Annotated in this window: 15 protein-coding genes; 6 read left to right on the top strand and 9 right to left on the bottom strand. The window is 67.4% G+C overall.

Annotated features, from left to right (window positions below; translation table 11 throughout):
* The first annotated feature begins 207 nt into the window (after window positions 1-207).
* The 5 genes from GBG68_RS05000 to GBG68_RS04980 all read left to right on the top strand — a co-directional run bounded on the left by GBG68_RS05000 (window position 208) and on the right by GBG68_RS04980 (window position 6,667).
* A complete protein-coding gene (locus GBG68_RS05000; RefSeq protein WP_152145794.1) occupies window positions 208-2,139 on the top strand; it encodes an ATP-dependent DNA helicase RecQ in 1,932 nt (643 codons plus the stop codon).
* Window positions 2,140-2,342: 203 nt separating this feature from the next.
* Window positions 2,343-3,659, top strand: coding sequence for a short-chain fatty acid transporter (locus GBG68_RS04995; protein WP_152145791.1), 1,317 nt, complete (start codon window positions 2,343-2,345; stop codon window positions 3,657-3,659).
* Between the two features lie 174 nt (window positions 3,660-3,833).
* Window positions 3,834-5,024, top strand: a complete 1,191-nt coding sequence (locus GBG68_RS04990; RefSeq protein WP_152145789.1) for a trans-sulfuration enzyme family protein — start codon at window positions 3,834-3,836, stop codon at window positions 5,022-5,024.
* Between the two features lie 95 nt (window positions 5,025-5,119).
* Window positions 5,120-6,418: a D-amino acid dehydrogenase gene (locus GBG68_RS04985; RefSeq protein WP_152145787.1), complete on the top strand. Its 1,299-nt coding sequence runs from the start codon at window positions 5,120-5,122 to the stop codon at window positions 6,416-6,418.
* Window positions 6,419-6,427: 9 nt separating this feature from the next.
* Window positions 6,428-6,667: a hypothetical protein gene (locus tag GBG68_RS04980; protein ID WP_152145785.1), complete on the top strand. Its 240-nt coding sequence runs from the start codon at window positions 6,428-6,430 to the stop codon at window positions 6,665-6,667.
* 51 nt (window positions 6,668-6,718) lie between these two features.
* Here the strand turns inward: GBG68_RS04980 and GBG68_RS04975 are convergent, their stop codons facing one another.
* The 6 genes from GBG68_RS04975 to GBG68_RS04950 form a co-directional block, all read right to left on the bottom strand.
* Entirely contained in the window at window positions 6,719-7,372 is a 654-nt protein-coding gene (locus tag GBG68_RS04975) for a hypothetical protein (protein ID WP_226801659.1), read from the bottom strand.
* A gap of 19 nt (window positions 7,373-7,391) precedes the next feature.
* Window positions 7,392-8,276 carry a methylisocitrate lyase gene (gene prpB / locus GBG68_RS04970; protein ID WP_152145781.1) on the bottom strand — a complete coding sequence of 295 codons (885 nt, stop codon included), beginning with the start codon at window positions 8,274-8,276 and terminating at the stop codon, window positions 7,392-7,394.
* 56 nt (window positions 8,277-8,332) lie between these two features.
* Window positions 8,333-9,319 (bottom strand): YhdH/YhfP family quinone oxidoreductase, encoded by a 987-nt coding sequence (locus GBG68_RS04965; RefSeq protein ID WP_152145779.1) that lies wholly within the window; start codon window positions 9,317-9,319, stop codon window positions 8,333-8,335.
* A 258-nt stretch (window positions 9,320-9,577) separates the two neighbouring features.
* Window positions 9,578-10,999 carry a dihydrolipoyl dehydrogenase gene (gene lpdA / locus GBG68_RS04960; RefSeq protein WP_152145777.1) on the bottom strand — a complete coding sequence of 474 codons (1,422 nt, stop codon included), beginning with the start codon at window positions 10,997-10,999 and terminating at the stop codon, window positions 9,578-9,580.
* Between the two features lie 22 nt (window positions 11,000-11,021).
* Entirely contained in the window at window positions 11,022-12,311 is a 1,290-nt protein-coding gene (gene odhB, locus GBG68_RS04955) for a 2-oxoglutarate dehydrogenase complex dihydrolipoyllysine-residue succinyltransferase (RefSeq protein WP_152145775.1), read from the bottom strand.
* Window positions 12,312-12,381: 70 nt separating this feature from the next.
* Window positions 12,382-15,195 carry a 2-oxoglutarate dehydrogenase E1 component gene (locus tag GBG68_RS04950; RefSeq protein ID WP_152145773.1) on the bottom strand — a complete coding sequence of 938 codons (2,814 nt, stop codon included), beginning with the start codon at window positions 15,193-15,195 and terminating at the stop codon, window positions 12,382-12,384.
* Window positions 15,196-15,665: 470 nt separating this feature from the next.
* Here GBG68_RS04950 and GBG68_RS04945 point away from each other — a divergent pair, with 470 nt between their 5' ends.
* A complete protein-coding gene (locus GBG68_RS04945) occupies window positions 15,666-17,468 on the top strand; it encodes a hypothetical protein (protein ID WP_152145771.1) in 1,803 nt (600 codons plus the stop codon).
* A gap of 124 nt (window positions 17,469-17,592) precedes the next feature.
* Here the strand turns inward: GBG68_RS04945 and tatC are convergent, their stop codons facing one another.
* From tatC to tatA, 3 genes are read right to left on the bottom strand one after another with little or no spacing between them, the layout of a single operon-like run.
* On the bottom strand, window positions 17,593-18,336 hold the full coding sequence (tatC, locus tag GBG68_RS04940; RefSeq protein WP_226801657.1) for a twin-arginine translocase subunit TatC: 744 nt from the start codon (window positions 18,334-18,336) through the stop codon (window positions 17,593-17,595).
* A gap of 7 nt (window positions 18,337-18,343) precedes the next feature.
* The gene (gene tatB, locus GBG68_RS04935; RefSeq protein WP_152145767.1) at window positions 18,344-18,673 is read right to left on the bottom strand and encodes a Sec-independent protein translocase protein TatB; all 330 of its coding nucleotides are present in this window, start codon (window positions 18,671-18,673) and stop codon (window positions 18,344-18,346) included.
* A 35-nt stretch (window positions 18,674-18,708) separates the two neighbouring features.
* Window positions 18,709-18,948 (bottom strand): Sec-independent protein translocase subunit TatA, encoded by a 240-nt coding sequence (gene tatA / locus GBG68_RS04930; protein ID WP_152145765.1) that lies wholly within the window; start codon window positions 18,946-18,948, stop codon window positions 18,709-18,711.
* Window positions 18,949-18,952: the final 4 nt, after the last annotated feature.

Genomic DNA, 18,952 nt, shown 5'->3' with positions numbered 1-18,952 from the left:
GCGGGCAGGGAGTGGGTGCTGAGCAGCACATCGGGCATGAGAACATCCTTGTCGTTGGTGTTGTTATGCGGCCCTCGGGGAACGCCTTTCCTTGCGTGCCCGGTCGCGGAGCCGAGCAGGAACTTTACCAGTGGCAGCCATCGCGTCAATGAATTGCCACCAGGAACCGGTAAGCTGAACCTCCCCCCAGGCAGGAGCCCCTTGGACATGAGCGATCGGACCCGCGATGCCCTCCAGCAATACTTCGGCTTTGACCAGTTCCGCCCTGGTCAGGCGCCGGTGGTCGATCATCTGCTGGCCGGGCAATCGGCCGCGGCGGTGTTCCCCACCGGCGGCGGCAAGTCGCTGTGCTATCAGCTGCCGGCCCTGCTGCTGCCCGGGGTGACGCTGGTGGTCTCGCCCCTGATCGCGCTGATGAAGGACCAGATCGACGCCCTGGCGGCCCGGGGCATCGCGGCGCGGCGCCTGGACTCCAGCCTCTCCGCCGAGGAGTACCGGGCGGTGATGGACGAGGTGCGCGCGGGCACCCTGCGCATCCTCTACGTCGCCCCGGAGCGCTTCAACAACGAACGCTTCCGCGCCGCCATCGCCCGGACCCGGATAGCGCTGTTCGCCGTGGACGAGGCCCACTGCATCTCCGAGTGGGGCCACAACTTTCGCCCCGACTACCTCAAGCTCGCCGGCTACGCCCGCGAGCTACAGGCCGAGCGGGTGCTGGCCCTGACCGCCACCGCCACGCCGCAGGTGCTGGAGGATATCTGTCGGCTGTTCGATATTCGCCCCGAGTGCGCCGTGCGCACCGGCTTCTACCGACCGAACCTGCAACTGCTGAGCACCGTGGTCAGCGACGAGAACCGGGACCTAATGCTGCTGGACGCGCTCGCCCAGCGCCCGCCGGGGCCGGGCATCGTCTACGTCACGCAGCAGAAGACCGCCGAGACACTGGCCGAACGGCTGGCGCAGCAAGGCTACGCGGCCCGCGCCTACCACGCCGGCCTGAAGCCCGAGCAGCGGGCGGAGGTGCAGGAGTGGTTCATGGGCGGCGAGCAGGCGCTGGTGGTGGCCACCATTGCCTTCGGCATGGGCATCGACAAGGCCGACATCCGCTACGTCTACCACTACAACCCGCCCAAGAGCCTGGAAAACTACGCCCAGGAAATCGGCCGCGCCGGGCGCGACGGCAAGCCCTCCATCTGCCATCTGCTGCTCTGCGCCGATGACTTCAACCTGCTGGAGAACTTCGTCTACGGCGACACCCCGGAGCAGGCGGACCTGGAAAGCCTGCTGGCAGATCTTTTCGGCCGCGGCGAGCGCTTCGATGTGGCGCTGCACGAGCTTTCCCGGGACCACGACATCCGGCCGCTGGTGCTGCGCACCCTGCTCACCTATCTGGAGCTGGAGGGCTACCTGCGGGGCGGCACCCCGGTCTACTCGGACTACAAGTTCAAACCCCTGCAAGGCTCGACGGAAATCCTGCAGCGCTTCGAGGGCGAGCGCCGGCATTTTCTCGAAGGGCTGTTCCGCCAGGCCCGCAAGGGACGCATCTGGCTGAGCCTGGACCCGGCGCAGGCTGCCCGGGCACTGGGCTGCCCCCGGGGCAGGGTCGTCCAGGCGCTGGACTGGCTGGGTGAGCAGGGCATGCTCGAGGTGCAGGCCGCCGGCGTGCGCCACGCCTATAGCCGGCTGCGGTCGCCGGAGAGCCTTCCGGCGCTGGCCGCCGCGCTCTACCAGCGCCTGCTCGCCCGCGAAACCGCCGAAATCGGTCGCCTGCAGCAGGTGCTGGCGCTGGCCGGCGCCGGTGAATGCCGCAGCGCTGCGCTGGCTGCGCACTTCGGCGAGCAGCTGGAGCAGCCCTGCGGCCAGTGCAGCGGCTGCCGCGGTGAGCTGGCGTCTATTCCGGAGCGCCACCAGGCCAGCATCCCGCCGGCACTCGTCGGCCGGGTGCAAGAGCTGCTGGCGGAAGGCCACCCGGCGCTCGCCGCGCCCCGCGGTCTCAGCCGTTTTCTCTGCGGCGTCTCCTCGCCCCGCTTGAGCCGGGCCAGGCTAGGCTCCCACCCTCTGTTCGGCGCCGCCGCCGAGCTGCCCTTCGCCCAGGTATTGCAGTGGGCTGAACGGGCGCTGGCGCCGACCGCGCCCTGAGCGATCTGGCGACAGCCTTGGCGCTGATGACACTCCCACCCATAACCACCGCCACCACCCGACGGCGCCACTTCGGACAAAGTGCAGCATAAGGCCTATACTGGCTGTGGCGTGCTGCAATAATTCGCCAATAATCAAGCAGTAATAACCGGGAGGATGAAGGCATGGCCGATTCGGATGTCTCGCCTGAGAGGACCACCTCGATGCAGCGCATCACAGGTGGCAGTGTGCGGCTGGTGGAACGCTGGCTGCCCGACCCGCTGGTGTTCTGTTTCATACTGACGCTGGTGGTGTTCGTCGCCGGCCTGCTGGTGGAGCGGGAAACCCCGGCGCGCATGATCGAGCACTGGGGGGATGGCTTCTGGAACCTGCTCACCTTCGCCATGCAGATGGTGCTGATCCTGGTGACCGGCTTCGTGCTCGCCAGCTCGGCGTTCTTCAAACGCATCCTGGCGGCGCTGGCGGGGCTGGCGAAGAGCCCCGGGCAGGCGATCATGCTGGTCACCGTGGTGTCCATGTGCGCCAGCTGGATCAACTGGGGCTTCGGCCTGGTGATCGGCGCCCTGTTCGCCCGCCAGCTGGCCCGCCGGGTGGCCCGGGTGGATTACCGCCTGCTGATCGCCAGCGCCTATAGCGGCTTCATCGTCTGGCACGGCGGGCTGGCCGGCTCGGTGCCGCTGACGGTGGCCACCGACGGGCACTTCATGGCCGAGCGCATCGGCATCATCGGCACCGGGGAGACCATCTTCACCGCCTTCAACCTGGTGATCGTGCTGGTGCTGCTGATCGTCATGCCGCTGATCAACCGGCTGATGATGCCGCCGGCGGACCAGACCGTGACGGTGGACCCCAAAAAGCTGGCCGAGGAGGAGCCCGCGCCGATCCCGTCCGATCGCACGCCGGCCCAGCGCATGGACGACAGCCTGCTGCTGGCCCAGGCCGTGGGCATCATGGGCGTGGTCTTCGCCGCCTACTACTTCCTCGCCCAGTCCGGCACCCTGAACCTGAACATCGTCAACTTCATGTTCCTGTTCCTGGGCATCGTCCTGCACGGGCGTCCCTCGCGCTTTCTCGCCGCGGTGAACGAGGCGGTGAAGGGGGCCAGCGGCATCATCGTCCAGTTCCCCTTCTACGCGGGCATCATGGGCATGATGATCGGCTCGGGGCTGGCGACCAGCCTGTCGGAGCTGTTCGTGTCCATTTCCAGCAGCGCCACCCTGCCGGTGTTCACCTTCCTCAGCGCCGGACTGGTGAACATCTTCGTGCCCTCGGGGGGCGGCCAGTGGGCGGTGCAGGCACCGGTGATGGTGCCGGCGGCCCTGGAGCTGGGCGCCCAGGTGCCGCGGGTCGCCATGGCGGTGGCCTGGGGGGATGCCTGGACCAACCTGATCCAGCCCTTCTGGGCACTGCCGGCATTGGCCATCGCCGGGCTGCGCGCCCGGGACATCATGGGCTATTGCCTGGTGTTGCTGATCATCACCGGGGTGCTGATCAGCCTGGGGCTGTGGCTCCTGCCGTAGCGGCCAACACCCGGCGGCGCCGTGGGCGCCGCCGGGTGTCCTGGTCCGTCCTACGGCCGACGCCCCTGTAGAGCCGGGCCGCCCCCATGACGGAGACACGGACCGATACCCTTGGCAGGCACACCCCTTTGGGCGGACACTCTGTAATGGTCCCGCCCACAGGAAACCAGCACCATGAAACGTCGCCTTTCCACCCGCTGCGTCCACGCCGGCGAGCAGCCCGGCACCAGCGGCGCGCCCTTCACCCCGATCCATAACAGCACCACCTTCCGCTTTGCCGACACCCAGAGTCTGCTGGACGTGATCGAGGGCCGGCGCGAAGGCGGGCTCTACACGCGCTACGGCTACAACCCCAGCATCCGCAGCACCGAGGCGAAGCTCGCCGCGGTGGAAGGGGCGGAAGCGGCATTGCTGTTCAGCGCCGGCATGGGGGCGGCCTCGGCGCTGTTCTTCGCCCACGGCCAGCGGGGCATCCTCTATCTGGGCGATGCCTACGGCGGCACCCTGGAGCTGCTGGAGGATCAGCTCGGGCAACTGGGCTTGCGCAGCCAGGGGCTGCTGGGCCACGAACTGGACCAACTGGACGCGGCCCTGGGGGCGGGGGTGGGGCTGGTGTTCCTGGAAACACCCACCAACCCGCGCATGGAGCTGTTCGACATCGCCGCCATCGCCGAACGCGCCCATGCCCACGGCGCCCTGCTGGCGGTGGACGGCACCTTCGCCACCCCGGTGAACCAGCGCCCGTTGGAACTGGGGGCGGATCTGGTGATGCACAGCGCCACCAAGTTCCTCGGCGGGCACAGCGACCTGACCGCCGGCGTGCTCTGCGGCGCGGCCCCACTGCTGGAGGCGGTAGTACCCTGGCGCAAGAACCTCGGCCAGGTACCGGCGCCCGAGACCGCGGCCCTGCTTTCGCGCAGCCTGCGCACCCTGCCGGTGCGGGTGCGCCAGCAGAATGCCAATGCCCAGGCGGTGGCCGAGGCACTGCAGGGCCACCCGGCGGTAGCGAAGGTGCTTTACCCGGGACTGAGCGATTTTCCGCAGCACGCCCTGGCGCGGCGGCAGATGCGCGGCTTCGGCGCCATGATCACCCTGGAGCTGCACGGCGGCGCCGAGGCGGCGGTGACGACGCTGGACCGCCTGACCCTGATCGCCAACGCCCCCAGCCTGGGCGGCGTGGAGAGCCTGGCGACCCTGCCGATGATCACCACCCACCACGGCATGAACCCCGCCGAGCGGGCTCGGCGGGGCATCCACGAGGGCATGATGCGCTTGTCCATCGGCCTGGAGGACCCGGCCGACCTGATCGCGGACCTGGAGCAGGCGCTGGCGAAGGCAAGCTGCCTGGTCGAGCCTGGCCCCTGAAGCGCGCCGCCCGAGCGGCCCTGCCACCCCACCGTGGGGCCTGCCGAGCTGTCTTGCCCTCTGGCGGCCCGAACCGAGCGAAACAGGAGATCAATGTGCGGATACTGGTGATGGGCGGCGGTCTGATGGGTACCGCAACGGCGTACTACCTCGCCGAGGCGGGCCACGCGGTGACCCTGCTCGATCGGCAAACCGAGCTGGCCGGCGAAGGCAGTCACGCCAACGGTGGCATGCTGCACGCCGGCCACACCGCGCCTTGGAACACCCCGGACGCCATTCGGCAACTGTTGCGCTGGGGCGGCCGCAAGGACTCACCGCTGTTGCTGCGGCCAGGGCAGATTCCGCGGCTTATCCCCTGGGGTTTGCAATTTCTGCGCTACAGCCGCGCGCCGCACCATGCCCACAGCACGCGCCTGAACACCCGACTGGCGGTATACAGCCTGCGCCAGATGCAGGCCCTGCGCCCGATATTCGGCGCGGATTATCGATCCGCCCGGCGCGGCATTCTCAAGCTCTTCCATGACCGCCAACAACTGGCGCGGGCACTCCGCGGCTCCACGCTCACCGAGGCTCTGGGGGTGCGCTACACGCCCCTGGACACCGACGCCGTGGTGGCCCTGGAGCCGGCCCTGGCAGGCACGGCTCAGCGCATCGCCGGAGGCATCCTGTACCCGGATGATGAATCCGGCGACGCGCGGCTGTTCACCCTCGCCCTGGGCGAACGGCTGAGGGCCTGGGGGGCCGAGCTGCGGCTGGGCGAGCGCATTCGCCGTATAGAGGGCGACGCGGGCGGCATAGACCGGGTGATCACCGACCGCGGCGAGCTCAGCGCCGATGCCTACGTGATGGCCGCCGGCGTGGATGCGCCGGCCTTGCTCCGGCCGCTGGGCCTGAGACTGCCGATTCAACCGGTCAAGGGCTACTCCGCGACCCTGCCGGCGGACGAGGGCGAGGACGTCCCGCGAATGCCCATCATCGACGAGGCTCAGAAGGTGGTGATCACACCGCTTGGGCAACAATTGCGCATCGCGGGCATGGCGGAGTTCGCCGGCATGGACCGAACGATCCACGCGCACCGGGTAAAGACGCTCATCCGCCAGTCACTGGCGAACTTCCCCGCCTTCGCCGCCCGGGCGGCTCTTGAACGGGCCGAACACTGGGCCTGCCTGCGCCCGGTGACCATGGACGGCCCCCCCATACTGGGCGCCAGCGGTATTCCCGGGCTGTACCTCAATACCGGCGCCGGGCACCTGGGCTGGACCTACGCCGCCGGTGCCGGTCGGGTGGTAGCCGATTGCGTGATGGGGCATGATCCGGAGATCGACCTCACCGGGCTGACGCTGGCCCGGTTCGGGCGGGCCACGGGCCGGCCGCGGCGCCGGCGGCCCAGGTAGAGGCGGACCATGAGACAGATCACCGACGAGCGGGGTTGCCGCTGGGACGCGCAGGTGCTCTTCGCATCCTATGGCATCTACTACATTATCTTTGCCGCCGAGGGGGCGGGGCCGGTGCGCAAGGCACCGCTGGGCGCCGACACCCAACTCGAAGCCGCGCAGCGGCTCGCAGACCTGTCCGAGGAGGCCTTGCGGGAAAAGCTGGCCGAATCCGTAGGCCTGGAGGAATCAGGCCCCTTCGGTATCTGAACGCCCCGGCCTGGAGCTCACGGGCAAACACTACACAGCCGGCGGCCCCACTCAGGGGCAGGCACGCAACACAGCGCGCAGTTGAGCCTCCAGGCCCGGCGTCCGCGGCGCGAAGCGGTTCTCGAAGATCGCCGAGCCCACGGTGAAGGCCTGCGCGCCGGCCTCGGCGAGCTCTCGAACCCGCCGCGGCGAATCGACGTTGCCGGCCACGATCAGCGGCGCGCCGCCCAGCGCGGCGCGGGCGGCACGCACCAGCGCCAGCGGCTCAGCATCGGTGGCGCGGTAGGCGAGCAGGTTGGCGCCCGTGCAACCGGCACTCAGCAGCCCCCGGCAATCCTCGGCGATCTGCTCAGGGCTGCCGGCGAGCCGGGTGGGGTGGCCGGCGGGCCGGCCCGGGTAGGGGTAGTATTCGATGTGGCTGCCGGCAAGGACGCGGCGCACCGCCGCCACCTCGGTGCCGCCAAGCAGTCGGTCCACGCCCAGCTCCAGGGCCAGTCGCGCGGCCCGCTCCTCGGCGGCCCCGTCCTCGCTGACGATTTCCAGGTAACTCAAGGCGCCGGCGGCGTGGATGCGCCGATTCAACTCCTGCATCCGCGCCGGCTCGATGCCCACGTCCTTGAAGCCGATGTGGCGCAAGGGCAGCGACGCGATGCGCTCCAGCACCTCCAGGCAGTCGGGCACCGTCCGATCCTGCCTCGTCAACATGAAGATGAAATCCAAGCGCTTACGTGTCCCGGGAGAACAGCTCGTCGAGCTTCTGCTCGTAGCTGTGATAATCCAGGTGCGCGTACAGCTCCTCGCGGCTTTGCATGATGGGTAGCACGCTGCGCTGGTGCCCCTCGGCCAGCACGGTCTTGTAGAAGGTCTCCGCCCCTTGGTTCATGGCCCGATAGGCACCGCAACACATCAGGTGAATGTCTACCCCCGCCTCGGCGAGCTGTGCGGAGCTGAACAGCTCCGTCTGGCCAAATTCGGTGATGTTGGCGAGGATCGGCACCTTCACGGCGGCCTTGAACTCCCGGTACTGCGCCAGGGTCTGCACGGCTTCCGGGAAGATCATATCCGCCCCCGCCTCCACGCAGGCCTGCGCCCGCTCGATGGCCGACTGCATACCCTCCACGGCCAGCGCGTCGGTGCGCGCCATGATCACGAACTGCTCATCGCTGCGGGCATCCACCGCCGCCTTCACCCGGTCCACCATCTCGGCCAGGGAGACGATTTCCTTGTTCGGGCGGTGGCCGCAGCGTTTCTGCGCCACCTGGTCCTCGATATGCAGGCCGGCGGCGCCGAACTTGATGAACGAGCGCACGGTGCGGGCGATATTGAACGCCCCTCCCCAGCCGGTGTCGGCATCCACCAGCAGGGGCAGGTCGCAGGCATCGGTGATGCGGCGTATGTCGGTGAGTACGTCATCCAGGGTGCTGATGCCCAGGTCCGGGATGCCCAGGGAATTGGCCGCCACCCCGCCGCCGGAGATGTAGATCGCCTTGTGGCCCACGTTCTTCGCCATGCGGGCCGTGTAGGCATTGATGGTGCCCACCACCTGCAGCGGGCTGTTCTCGGCGACGGCGGCGCGCAGCCTGGCGCCGGGGGATTGTTGCTGGGACATGCTTACCTCACGGTAGGGTGAAGGGCCGGCCGCGCCCGCGACCGACCCGATTGTTCTTACAGCGCGACCAGGGTGCGCCCGCTGATCCGCCGCGCCAGCAGATCCTCACTGGTGGCGAGCACCTCGTCCAGGGGGATCTCCCGTTCGACGATGCGAGTCAGATGACGGGGCTTGAGTTCCCCGGCCAGTCGCTCCCAGACCCGCCGCCGTAGCGGCTGCGGGCAGCCCGAGGAGTTGATGCCGAGCAGGCTGACGCCGCGCAGGATGAAGGGCATGACGGTGCCCGAGAGCTGGATCCCGCCCGCCAGGCCAATGCTGGCGACACTCCCCCAGGGGGCGATCTGGGGCAACAGGCCGCTGAGCATCTCACCGCCCACGTTGTCGATCACCCCGCCCCAGGCGGCGCCGGCCAGCGGCTTGTCGCTGAGCTTCAGCTCCTCGGGGGTGATGACCTGCTCCGCCCCCAGCTCGCGCAGCAGCGCATGCTGCTCGGGCTTGCCGCTGAGCGCGCTCACGCGGTAACCCGCGCCGGCGAGGATGTCCACGGCAATGCGGCCCACGCCGCCGCTTGCCCCGGTGACCAGTACCGGGCCGTGCGCCGGCGTCTGGCCGGCCTGCTCCATGCGGGTGAGGGCGAGCGCGGCGGTGAAGCCCGCGGTGCCCAGGATCATCGCTTGACGTGCGTCATAGCCGGCGGGCAGCGGGATGACCCACTCGATGGGCACCCGCACGTACTCGCTGAACCCACCGTCGTGTTCCTCACCCAGCCCGCAGCCGGTGACCAGCACGGCATCGCCGCTGGAGAAGCGCGGGTCGCCGGACTCGGCCACCTCGCCGGCCACGTCGATGCCGGCGATCAGCGGGTAGTGGCGCAGGATCCTGCCCTTGCCGGTGACGGCCAGGGCATCCTTGTAGTTGAGGCTGGAATAACGGGCGCGAATGAGCACCTCGCCACTGCCGATCTCCGCCAGGGGAACGGACTCCAGGCGAGCGTCCACGCCCGCGTCGGATTGGTAAACCTTGAGTGCCCTGCTGCTGCTCATATCCCGCCCTCCGGTAGGTGGACAAGTCTAACGTAGCGCAAAAGCGCTTCCCAAATCACTTCAATAACAACACGTTACGATTGTATTTTTGCTGGCAATAGTGACTATTACCCCTGCAGGAGCGGTTTCGGATCACGGTTCCCCCATCCGTGAAAGACAATCGCGGCCAGGAGCCGCTCGTACAAGAACACGCGGGCACAAAAAAGCCGGGGGAGTCGCCTCGCCCCGGCTTTCGCGCTGTGCGCCTGAAGGCAGCGATCAATTGGCCTTGTGGATGGCCTGCTTGTGCACGGACAGCGCCGCCTCGTGCACCGATTCCGACAGGGTCGGATGGGCATGGATGATGCGCCCCAGGTCTTCGGCGCTGCCGCCGAATTCCATGGTCACCACCGCCTCGGCGATCAGCTCCGAGGCCATGGGACCGACGATGTGCACCCCCAGCAGCCGATCGGTCTCGGCGTGGGCGATGACCTTCACCAGCCCGCCGCTCTGGTCCATGGCGAGCGCGCGACCATTGGCGGCAAAGCTGAAGCTGCCCGCCTTGTAGGGCACGCCGGCGGCCTTCAGGGCCTGTTCGGTCTTGCCCACCCACGCGATCTCGGGGTGGGTGTAGATCACCCAAGGCACGGAGTCGTAGTTCACGTGGCCGTACTTGTCGGCGATCAGGTCGGCGACCATGATGCCCTCTTCCATGCCCTTGTGCGCCAGCATGGGGCCGCGCACCACATCGCCCACGGCGTAGACGCCGGGGATGTTGGTGCGGCACTGCTCGTCCACGTGCACGAAGCCGCGCTCGTCAATAAGCAGGTTCGCCTCATCGGCGGCCAGGCCGTCGGTCTGCGGGCGGCGGCCCACGGCGACGATCAGCTTGTCCACCTGCACGCTCTGCTTGCCGTCCTTGTCCTCGTAATGAACGCTCAGGTTCTTGCCTGCGTTCACGCTGGTCACCCGCGCACCCAGGCGAATGTCCAGGCCCTGCTTGGTGAACTGGCGGTAGGCATCGCGGGAGCACTGGGCGTCCACCGGGGCGAGGAAGCTGTCCTGGGCCTCCAGCAGCACGACCTTGGCGCCGAGCCGGCTCCAGACACTGCCCATCTCCAGGCCGATGACACCGGCGCCGATAACGCCCAGCCGCTTGGGCACGTCCTGGAACTCCAGCGCGCCGGTGGAGTCGACGATACGCTCACCGTCCAGGGGGGCGGCGTCGATCTCGATGGGCTTGGAGCCGGTGGCGAGAATGATGTGCTTGGCCTTGACCACCTCGGCCTTGCCCTTGATCGGGGCGAATTCCACCTCGCCGCTGCCGAGTAGCTTGCCATGCCCCTGCAGCCACTCGATCTTGTTGGCCTTGAACAGTTGGGCGATGCCCCCGGTCAGGCCCTTCACCACCTTGGCCTTGCGCTCGATCATGGCCGGCACGTCCAGACCGACCTGGTCGATCAGGATGCCGTGGGCGGCCAGATCGTGCTGGGCCTTGTGGTACTGCTCGGAGGATTCCAGCAGCGCCTTGGAGGGAATGCAGCCCACGTTCAGGCAAGTACCGCCCAGGGCGGGCTTGCCCTCGGCGCCGATGAAACCGTCGATGACGGCGGTCTTGAAGCCGTTCTGCGCGGCGCGGATGGCGGCGTGATAGCCGGCCGGGCCCGCGCCGATGACGACGACGTCGTATTGTTTCGCCATGTTCGTGTTCCTTGCGTTTCGCTCAGACTTCCAGCAGCAGACGCGCCGGATCTTCGATCATGTCCTTGATGGTCACCAGAAACTGCACCGCCTCGCGGCCGTCGATGATCCGATGGTCGTAGCTGTGGGCCAGGTACATCATGGGCCGGATCACGATCTCGCCGTTCTCCACCACCGCGCGCTCCTTGGTGGCGTGCATCCCGAGGATGCCGCTCTGGGGCGGATTGAGGATGGGCGTGGACATCATGGAGCCGAAGACGCCGCCGTTGGTGATGGTAAAGGTGCCGCCGGTGAGATCATCCATGGTGAGCTTGCCGTCCTTCGCCCGCTGGCCGAAGTCGGTGATCTGCGCCTCGATCTCGGCCATGGACAACTGGTCGCAGTCACGCAGCACCGGCACCACCAGGCCACGGGGGCTGCTCACGGCGATGCCGATGTCGTAGTACCCGTGGTAGATGATGTCGCTGCCGTCGATGGACGCGTTCACCGCGGGGAAACGCTTGAGCGCCTCCACCGCCGCCTTGACGAAGAAGGACATGAAGCCGAGCTTCACATCGTGGGTCTTCTGGAAGGTTTCCTTGTAGCGGCCACGCATCTCCATGACCGGCTGCATGTTGACCTCGTTGAAGGTGGTCAGCATGGCGGCGGTCTGCTGGGCCTCCACCAGACGCTCGGCGATGCGCTGGCGCAGCCGGGTCATGGGCACGCGCCGATCGGGGCGCTCGCCCTGGGCGGTGGCGGCGGGGGGCACCACGGCCTTGTGGTCGGCATCCTTGCTCGGCGCGGGCTGCTCGGTCTTGCGCGGGCGGATGCCCTCGTCGGAGCCCCCTTCGCCGGCTGCCATGAAGTTGAGCACGTCTTCCTTGGTGATCCGGGCGTTGGGGCCGCTGCCCTCGATCTTGGCCGGGTCCAGATCGTACTCCACCACCATGCGGCGCACAGCCGGGGAGAGCTCGTCCAGGGCCGCGCTGTCGCGCTCGTTGCCGTTGCCGTTGCTGTTGCCCTCGGCGGCGGGCTCGGCATCGGCCGATTCCGCCTTGCTCTCTTCCGTGGCGCCACCGGCGGCCTTGCCCGTGCCGGCGCCAAGGATCGCCACCACTTCGCCGGCGGTGACCGTGTCGCCCTCGTTCTTGAGGATGTCGCCGAGCACGCCGTCCTCGGGCGCGGGCACCTCCAGGACGACCTTGTCGGTCTCGATGTCCACCAGGTTCTCGTCACGGGCGACGGCATCACCGGGCTGCTTGTGCCAGGTGACGACCGTCGCTTCGCTGACGGATTCCGGCAGGGGCGGTACTTTGACTTCTGTGCTCATGGCTCCTCGCTTTCAGCCTTTTGGGCTCGTTCCTCTATCCCTTGTGGGGGTGTCCCCGTGCCCCGCGCAATCAGCTCAGGGCATCGTCGACCAGTTTGCGCTGCTGTTCATGATGCAGCTTGGCGTAACCGACGGCCGGCGAGGCGGAAGCCTCGCGGCCGGCGTATTTCAGTTCCTGCTCCTTGCGCATGGCGCGCTTGAAGTGGTGCTGGCTGGAATACCAGGCGCCCTGGTTCTTGGGCTCCTCCTGGCACCAGACCACTTCGGTGGCCTTGCTGTAGCGACGGCGCAGCAGGGTAGCCAGTTCCTTCTCGGGGAAGGGGTAGAGCTGCTCGATGCGAATGATGGCCAGGTCGGTCAGTTCGCGCTTGCGCCGCTCTTCCAATAGATCAAAGTAGACCTTGCCGCTGCACATCACCACCCGGCGCACCTCCGCGGGCTTGAGATCGTCCACCTCGTCGATGACGTTGTGAAAGTACCCCTGGGTCAGGTCGTCCAGGCTGGAAGTGGACAGCTTGTGGCGCAACAGGCTCTTTGGCGTCATCACGATCAGCGGCTTGCGGTAGGGCCGCAGCATCTGCCGGCGGATCATGTGGAAGAACTGCGCCGGGGTGGAGGGCACGCAGACCTGGATGTTGTGCTCGGCGCACAGCTGCAGGAAGCGCTCCAGACGCGCGGAGGAATGCTCGGGGCCCTGGCCTTCGTAGCCGTGGGGCAGGTACATGGTCAGCCCGCACAGCCGGCCCCACTTGGCTTCGCCGGAGCTGATGAACTGGTCGATCACCACCTGGGCGCCATTGACGAAATCCCCGAACTGCGCTTCCCAGATCACCATGGTGGTGGGGTCGGCGGTGGCGAAACCGTACTCGAAGCCGAGCACCGCCTCCTCGGAGAGCAGCGAATCGATGACGGTGAAGTCGCTGGGCTCGTCGCTCACCTGCTTGAGCGGGATGAAATTGCTGCCGTCTTCGGCATGGTGCAACACCGCGTGGCGATGGAAGAAGGTGCCGCGACCGCTGTCCTGGCCGGTCAGGCGCACCTTGTGGCCGGACTTGAGCAGGGTGGCATAGGCCAGGTTCTCGGCAAAGCCCCAGTCCAGCGCCAGGGCGCCGGCGGCCATCTTGCGCCGGTTCTCCATGATCGCCGCCACCCGGGCGTTGAGGGTGAAACCCTCGGGCAGGTCCATCAGGGTGTCCTGCAGCTCGCGCAGCTCGTTGAGCGGCACCCGGGTGTCCACCTCGACGTCCCACTGGGCGTTGCTGTAAGAGGCCCAGTCCACGGTGTATTCGTTGTGCACGCCCTCGAGCACGTTGCGGGCGACGATCTCGTGGCGGTCCAGCCGGTCCCGGTACTCGGTGACCAGGGCATCGCCCGCGCCTTCCTCCAGCACCCCCTCGCGGACCAGGCGCTCGGCGTAGAGCTTGCGGGTGGTCTTGCGCTTCTTGATCTTCTGGTACATGACCGGCTGGGTGGCGGAGGGCTCGTCGGCCTCGTTGTGCCCATGGCGGCGATAGCAGACCAGGTCGATGACCACGTCCTTGCGAAAACGCTGGCGGTAGTCGAAGGCGAGCCGGGTAATGAACAGCACCGCATCCGGGTCGTCGGCGTTCACGTGGAAGATGGGCGCCTGCACCATCTTCGCCACTTCCGTGGAATAGAAGGTGGAGCGGGAATCCAGCGGGTTGCTGGTGGTGAACCCGATCTGGTTGTTGACGATGATGTGCAGGGTGCCGCCGGTGTAGAAACCGCGGGCCTGGGAGAGCTGGAAGGTCTCCATGACCACGCCCTGGCCGGCGAAGGCAGCGTCACCGTGGATCAGCACCGGCATGACCTTGTCGGCCTTGAAGTCCAGCCGGCGCTGCATGCGTGCCCGGGCCGAGCCCACCACCACCGGGTCGACGATCTCCAGGTGCGAGGGGTTGAAGGCCAGTGCCAGATGCTGGGGGCCGCCGGCGGTCTTGATATCGGAGGAGTAGCCCAGGTGGTACTTCACGTCGCCGGAGCCGCCCTGGAAGGCAAAATTGCCCTCGAACTCGGCGAACAGATCCTTCGGGCTCTTGCCGAGGATGTTGATCAGCACGTTGAGCCGGCCGCGGTGGGCCATGCCCAGCACCATCTCCTTCACGCCCTGCTCGCCGCTGCGCTGGATCAGCTCATCGAGCAGCGGGATCAGCGACTCGCCGCCTTCCAGCGAGAAGCGCTTCTGGCCCACGTACTTGCTGTGCAGATACTTCTCGATGCCCTCCGCCGCGGTGAGCCGCTCGAGGATCACCCTGCGCTTTTCCGCCGAGAAACCGTGCCGGGCGCGGGGGCGCTCCAGGCGCTCCTGGAGCCAGCGCTTCTCCGCGGTGTCGGTGATATGCATGTACTCGGAGCCGATGGTGCCCGCGTACACTTCCTTGACGATCTCGATGATCTCGCGCAGCGGCAGGCTCTCGTCGGCGAACAGGGAGCCGGTATTGAACACCCGGTCCATGTCCGCGTCGGTGAGGTTGTGGTAGGCCGGGTCCAGGTCCGGCACCGCCGGCTTTTCACGCAGGCGCAGCGGGTCCAGGTGGGCCTGCTGATGACCGCGCACCCGGTAGGCGTTGATCAGGCGCAGCACCGCTGCCTGCTTCTCGGCAGCCTCCGGCGAGAGCCCCTCGGCGGACATCTGCGCGCGCCGCCCGCCGCTGCGAGCCAGGCGGCGAAACTCGTCGCGCACCGCGCTGTGGGGCACTTCCTTGCCGACGCCTGCCGCCTCCAGCCCCTGGAAATACGCCCGCCACTCGGGCTCCACCAGGGCGGGGTCGCGGAGGTAATCCTCGTAGAGGTCCTCCAGAAAGGCGGCGTTGGCGCCGCCGAGATAGGAACTTTTCTGCCACTTGTCAAAGACGCCAGTCATCGGGTCACACCTGGAGTATGGGTACGCGCCGTGGGCACGGCACGGGAATGAAAATGATCGCTGAATGCCGCGCGGGACGCGCGCGGTGTGTGGAGAACGTCGGGGGGCTCGCTCGGGGCTTCAGGCATGGCTAACGCCAGACCCTCCCTTGTGGAGAAGAGGGCCGGCCATTGGCTAGCACAAATTGGGTCCGCACGGCCTGCATCCGTAGAAGACTCTGATTGAGATGTGTGTGGGCGTGTTTGCCGCCGCCCCGGGCCGGTAGCTTCCGATTTCGGACCCGCCCCCTGGGGACTCGCGAAATCTAGAATCGACTCGGATATATAAAATAAGCCACAGATCCGCGCGGCGCAAGGCCGGCAGCTTGTGCTAATGTTGCGCCATGAAAAGGGCGGCGCACGTGCAATCATCAGCCTGCTCTGAGGCATTTTTCCCCGCTGGGGACCGATATCGGGTTACAGCATAGCATTATGAAACCCATACGTTTGGATGTGCCGGCGCCGCAAGGCGAAGGCGGCCGCTTTCAGGGCTTCAACAACAAGCGCATCAAGGCCTGGCTGGACGGGCTCCCCCGGGGCCTGGCCGAGCCGCTGGCGCAGGAATTGCGCCAGGCCCTGCAGGAGCTCAACCGCGACCCGCTGCCCAAGGCGGCGCGCCTGGAGGCCATGGAACTGTTGCGCCCGGCGGTCTACGACGCCTGCATCATGCTTGCCGGGGAATACCGCAACGCCAGCCAGCCCCTGAAGACCCAGGACCGGGAGCAGGCCGAGCTGGTGATCGGTCTGCTGAACGAGCTGGCCAACGGTTTCAAGCTGGCGGTGAATGAACTGCTGGATGCGAGCCTCCATGGCGGCCAGCCGGGGCTCACCCAGCAACTGCAGTTCGCCATTCAACGCGCCGTGCTGGCGCTGGGGCGGATGTTGCTGGAAAGCTATCGGGTCTACGCGCCCGAGCCGCCTAAGCTATGGCAGGATCTGCACACCCTGTATCGCAACGCGGAAATCTACAACCTGCAGGGGCTGCCCATGGAGGGCACCCGGGACAGCGACGAGACGGCACTGTCCATCAAGCAGGCCTACCTGCGTATCGCCGTGCTGGCGCTCTCCAACCCCTATCACCTGATGCAGGGCGAGGCAGAGGAGCTGTACCGGCGCATCGGTCGCTGGGTGCACTTCGTGCGCATCCAGGAGGCACAGCCCTCGCAGAGCCTGGCCGGGCACTTCGTGATCGACCTGGGCTCGGATTTCCCGGCCCGCTACATTCCTCACAGCGTGGCCTCGCTGCCGGCCGCCGTGCCCCGGGTGCTGGAGCTCGACCGGCTGGTGGCCGCCATCGATGAGCAGATCCAGCGCTCGCGGGAACTGCTGGCCCAAAGTCGGACCTCGGCCACCCTCTCCGAGCGGATGCAGCGAGACATGTACCTTCGCTTCCACGAAGCCCTGGGCGGGCGCCAGGAGCGCACCGATGAGCGCAAGCGCACACTGGCGCGCCTGTCGGTGGTGGAGAGCCTGAGCGGCTGCCATTTCTTCCTCAACGGCCGCCGCCCCTTCACCCCGGAGCAAGATGAACGCCAGTGGCGCGAGCGCCTGGGCGACGTGGAGAAGGCACCCGAGAAGCCCGCCATGCGTCTGCTGGGCGACGAGGCCGCGGCGGATCAGGGAAGAACAGAGGGGAGCACCGACCGCAGCTCACGTTTTCGCGCCATCGACGCCGAAGCCGACGATATCTGGCGCCAGGCCAGCATGGTCAAGCACGAGCAGGAGCAGACTCGCCACCGGGTACGCCACAAGGCGGTGACCTGGAACCGCAAGAACCAAAGCAGTGGGGGCATGGCGCTGTTCTGCGGCGATGACTGCCCCATGCAGATTCGGGTCGGCGAACTGCTCGCCTACTCCGAGAAAGACAGCGCCCGCCCCGAGGCCTGGATGATAGGCACCGCCCGGTGGCTGCGCAGCCGTGGCGCGGGGGGCATTGAGCTGGGGGTCAAGCACCTGGCCACCAGCGGTTACGCGGTGGGCACCCAGACGGTGCGGGGCGCGGGCAAGGGGGCGGAGTACCTGCGGGGGCTGCTCATTCCCCGCGTCAACCCGCTGAGTCGCCCGGCCACGCTGATCACCCCGGCGGCGGTCTACGATGTAGGAGCCGTACTGAAGCTGAACATGCAGCAGCTGCTGCTCTATGTGCAGCTCACGGAACTGATCGAGACCACTCGCCAGTTCGCCCATTTTCGGTTCAAGGTGGTGGAGCCGCCGACGAGCGAGAAACGGGGCTGAGCGAGGCGGTCGGCGAGCCCTCGTTTCCGCCGGCGGTTTCATCGCGGTTGCCGAGAGCTTGGTAGCCCCATCCGCGCAGCCGGGCTGGTGCCGGTGGCGGGAATCCGGGACCCCGCACCGAACTTCAGTCGGCGGCTGAATCTTCCTCTTTAGGCAGCGAGCTGCGCCGGGCGAGGATGCTGAACAGAATCCCCGCCTCGTAGAGCAGCCACATGGGCAGCGCCAGCAGCACCTGCGAAAGCACATCCGGCGGGGTCAGCAGCATGCCGATCACGAAGGCGCCGACGATCACATACGCGCGCTTTTCGCGCAGCGCCCGCGGGCTGGTCACCCCGGTGTAGACCAGCAGCACGGTGGCCACCGGCACCTCGAAGGCCAGGCCGAAGGCGAAGAACAGCGCCAGCACGAAATCCAGGTACTCGCCGATGTCGGTCATCATGGCCACGCCCTCGGGCACCACGCCGGAGAAAAAAGCGAACACCAGCGGAAAGACCACGAAGTAAGCGAAGGCCGCTCCCAGATAGAACAGCAGGGTGCTGGAGGCGAGCAGCGGCCAGATCAGTCGCCGCTCGTGCCGGTACAGCCCCGGCGCGACGAAGGCCCAGAGCTGATAGAGAATATACGGCACGGCGATGAACAGCGCCGCCACCAGGGCGAGTTTCATGGGAATCAGGAACGGCGAGGCCACCTGGATGGCGACCATGGAGGTGCCCTCGGGGAGCACCGCCCGCAGCGGACCGGAGAGCCAGGCGTAGAGCTGGTCGCTGAACGGGTACAGCGCCAGGAACACCAGCACCACCACCACGACGATGCGCAGCAGCCGCCCGCGCAGCTCCAGCAGGTGCGCGAGCAGAGGTTGATCGGGCATGGACTCCTCAGTCCTGCTCACGAGGCGATTCCTTGCTCGGCGGGTCATCGGGCGGGGGCGGGGTATCGGTGCGGGTGGCTTCCTCGAACTGACGACTCACGTCCTCGACGCTGCGCCCCATGGCCCGGGCTTCGTCTTCCATGCGCTGGCGCGCCCGGTTCATGTCGTCCACCCGCAGCTCACGCTCCATCTCGGTGCGCAGAGCCTGGTAACTGGCCCGCGCGCGGCCCACCCACAGACCGATCATGCGCAGCACCCGAGGCAGGCGCTCCGGGCCCAGAATCACCAGACCCAACACCGCCAGGATGCACAGCTCCCAGAAGCCGATATCGAACATGGTGCCGGCTCAGCCCGCTCGCCGCGCGCGGCGCATCAGGAACCGTGGTGTTCTTTGTCGGCGGTCTTCTGCTCGCCCGCCTGGCCCTCGGCCTTGTTCAGGCGCGCCGGGTCGGCTTTGCCCTCGGCTTCGCCTTCGTTCACCGCCTGCTTGAAGCCCTTGACCGCACTGCCCAGATCACCGCCCAGATTGCGCAGCTTCTTGGTGCCGAACAGCAGCAGCACGATCACCAGGATCAGCAGCAGCGACCAGATACTCATTCCACCGAAACCCATTTTC

It is taken from the genome of Alkalilimnicola sp. S0819, assembly GCF_009295635.1.
Lineage (GTDB): Bacteria > Pseudomonadota > Gammaproteobacteria > Nitrococcales > WHIW01 > S0819.
Note: the sequence above shows the minus strand (reverse complement) of the source record. Positions and strands in the feature narration are given on the sequence as shown.

Excerpts from the sequence above, each read along its gene's own strand:
- GBG68_RS04995 (WP_152145791.1), top strand. The coding sequence starts at position 2,343 with ATGCAGCGCATCACAGGTGGCAGTGTGCGGCTGGTGGAACGCTGGCTG.
- lpdA (WP_152145777.1), bottom strand. The coding sequence starts at position 10,999 with ATGGCGAAACAATACGACGTCGTCGTCATCGGCGCGGGCCCGGCCGGC.
- prpB (WP_152145781.1), bottom strand. The coding sequence starts at position 8,276 with ATGTCCCAGCAACAATCCCCCGGCGCCAGGCTGCGCGCCGCCGTCGCC.
- GBG68_RS04965 (WP_152145779.1), bottom strand. The coding sequence starts at position 9,319 with ATGAGCAGCAGCAGGGCACTCAAGGTTTACCAATCCGACGCGGGCGTG.
- GBG68_RS04975 (WP_226801659.1), bottom strand. The coding sequence starts at position 7,372 with ATGTTGACGAGGCAGGATCGGACGGTGCCCGACTGCCTGGAGGTGCTG.
- GBG68_RS04945 (WP_152145771.1), top strand. The coding sequence starts at position 15,666 with ATGAAACCCATACGTTTGGATGTGCCGGCGCCGCAAGGCGAAGGCGGC.
- tatA (WP_152145765.1), bottom strand. The coding sequence starts at position 18,948 with ATGGGTTTCGGTGGAATGAGTATCTGGTCGCTGCTGCTGATCCTGGTG.
- GBG68_RS05000 (WP_152145794.1), top strand. The coding sequence starts at position 208 with ATGAGCGATCGGACCCGCGATGCCCTCCAGCAATACTTCGGCTTTGAC.
- tatB (WP_152145767.1), bottom strand. The coding sequence starts at position 18,673 with ATGTTCGATATCGGCTTCTGGGAGCTGTGCATCCTGGCGGTGTTGGGT.
- tatC (WP_226801657.1), bottom strand. The coding sequence starts at position 18,336 with ATGCCCGATCAACCTCTGCTCGCGCACCTGCTGGAGCTGCGCGGGCGG.
- odhB (WP_152145775.1), bottom strand. The coding sequence starts at position 12,311 with ATGAGCACAGAAGTCAAAGTACCGCCCCTGCCGGAATCCGTCAGCGAA.
- GBG68_RS04980 (WP_152145785.1), top strand. The coding sequence starts at position 6,428 with ATGAGACAGATCACCGACGAGCGGGGTTGCCGCTGGGACGCGCAGGTG.
- GBG68_RS04950 (WP_152145773.1), bottom strand. The coding sequence starts at position 15,195 with ATGACTGGCGTCTTTGACAAGTGGCAGAAAAGTTCCTATCTCGGCGGC.
- GBG68_RS04990 (WP_152145789.1), top strand. The coding sequence starts at position 3,834 with ATGAAACGTCGCCTTTCCACCCGCTGCGTCCACGCCGGCGAGCAGCCC.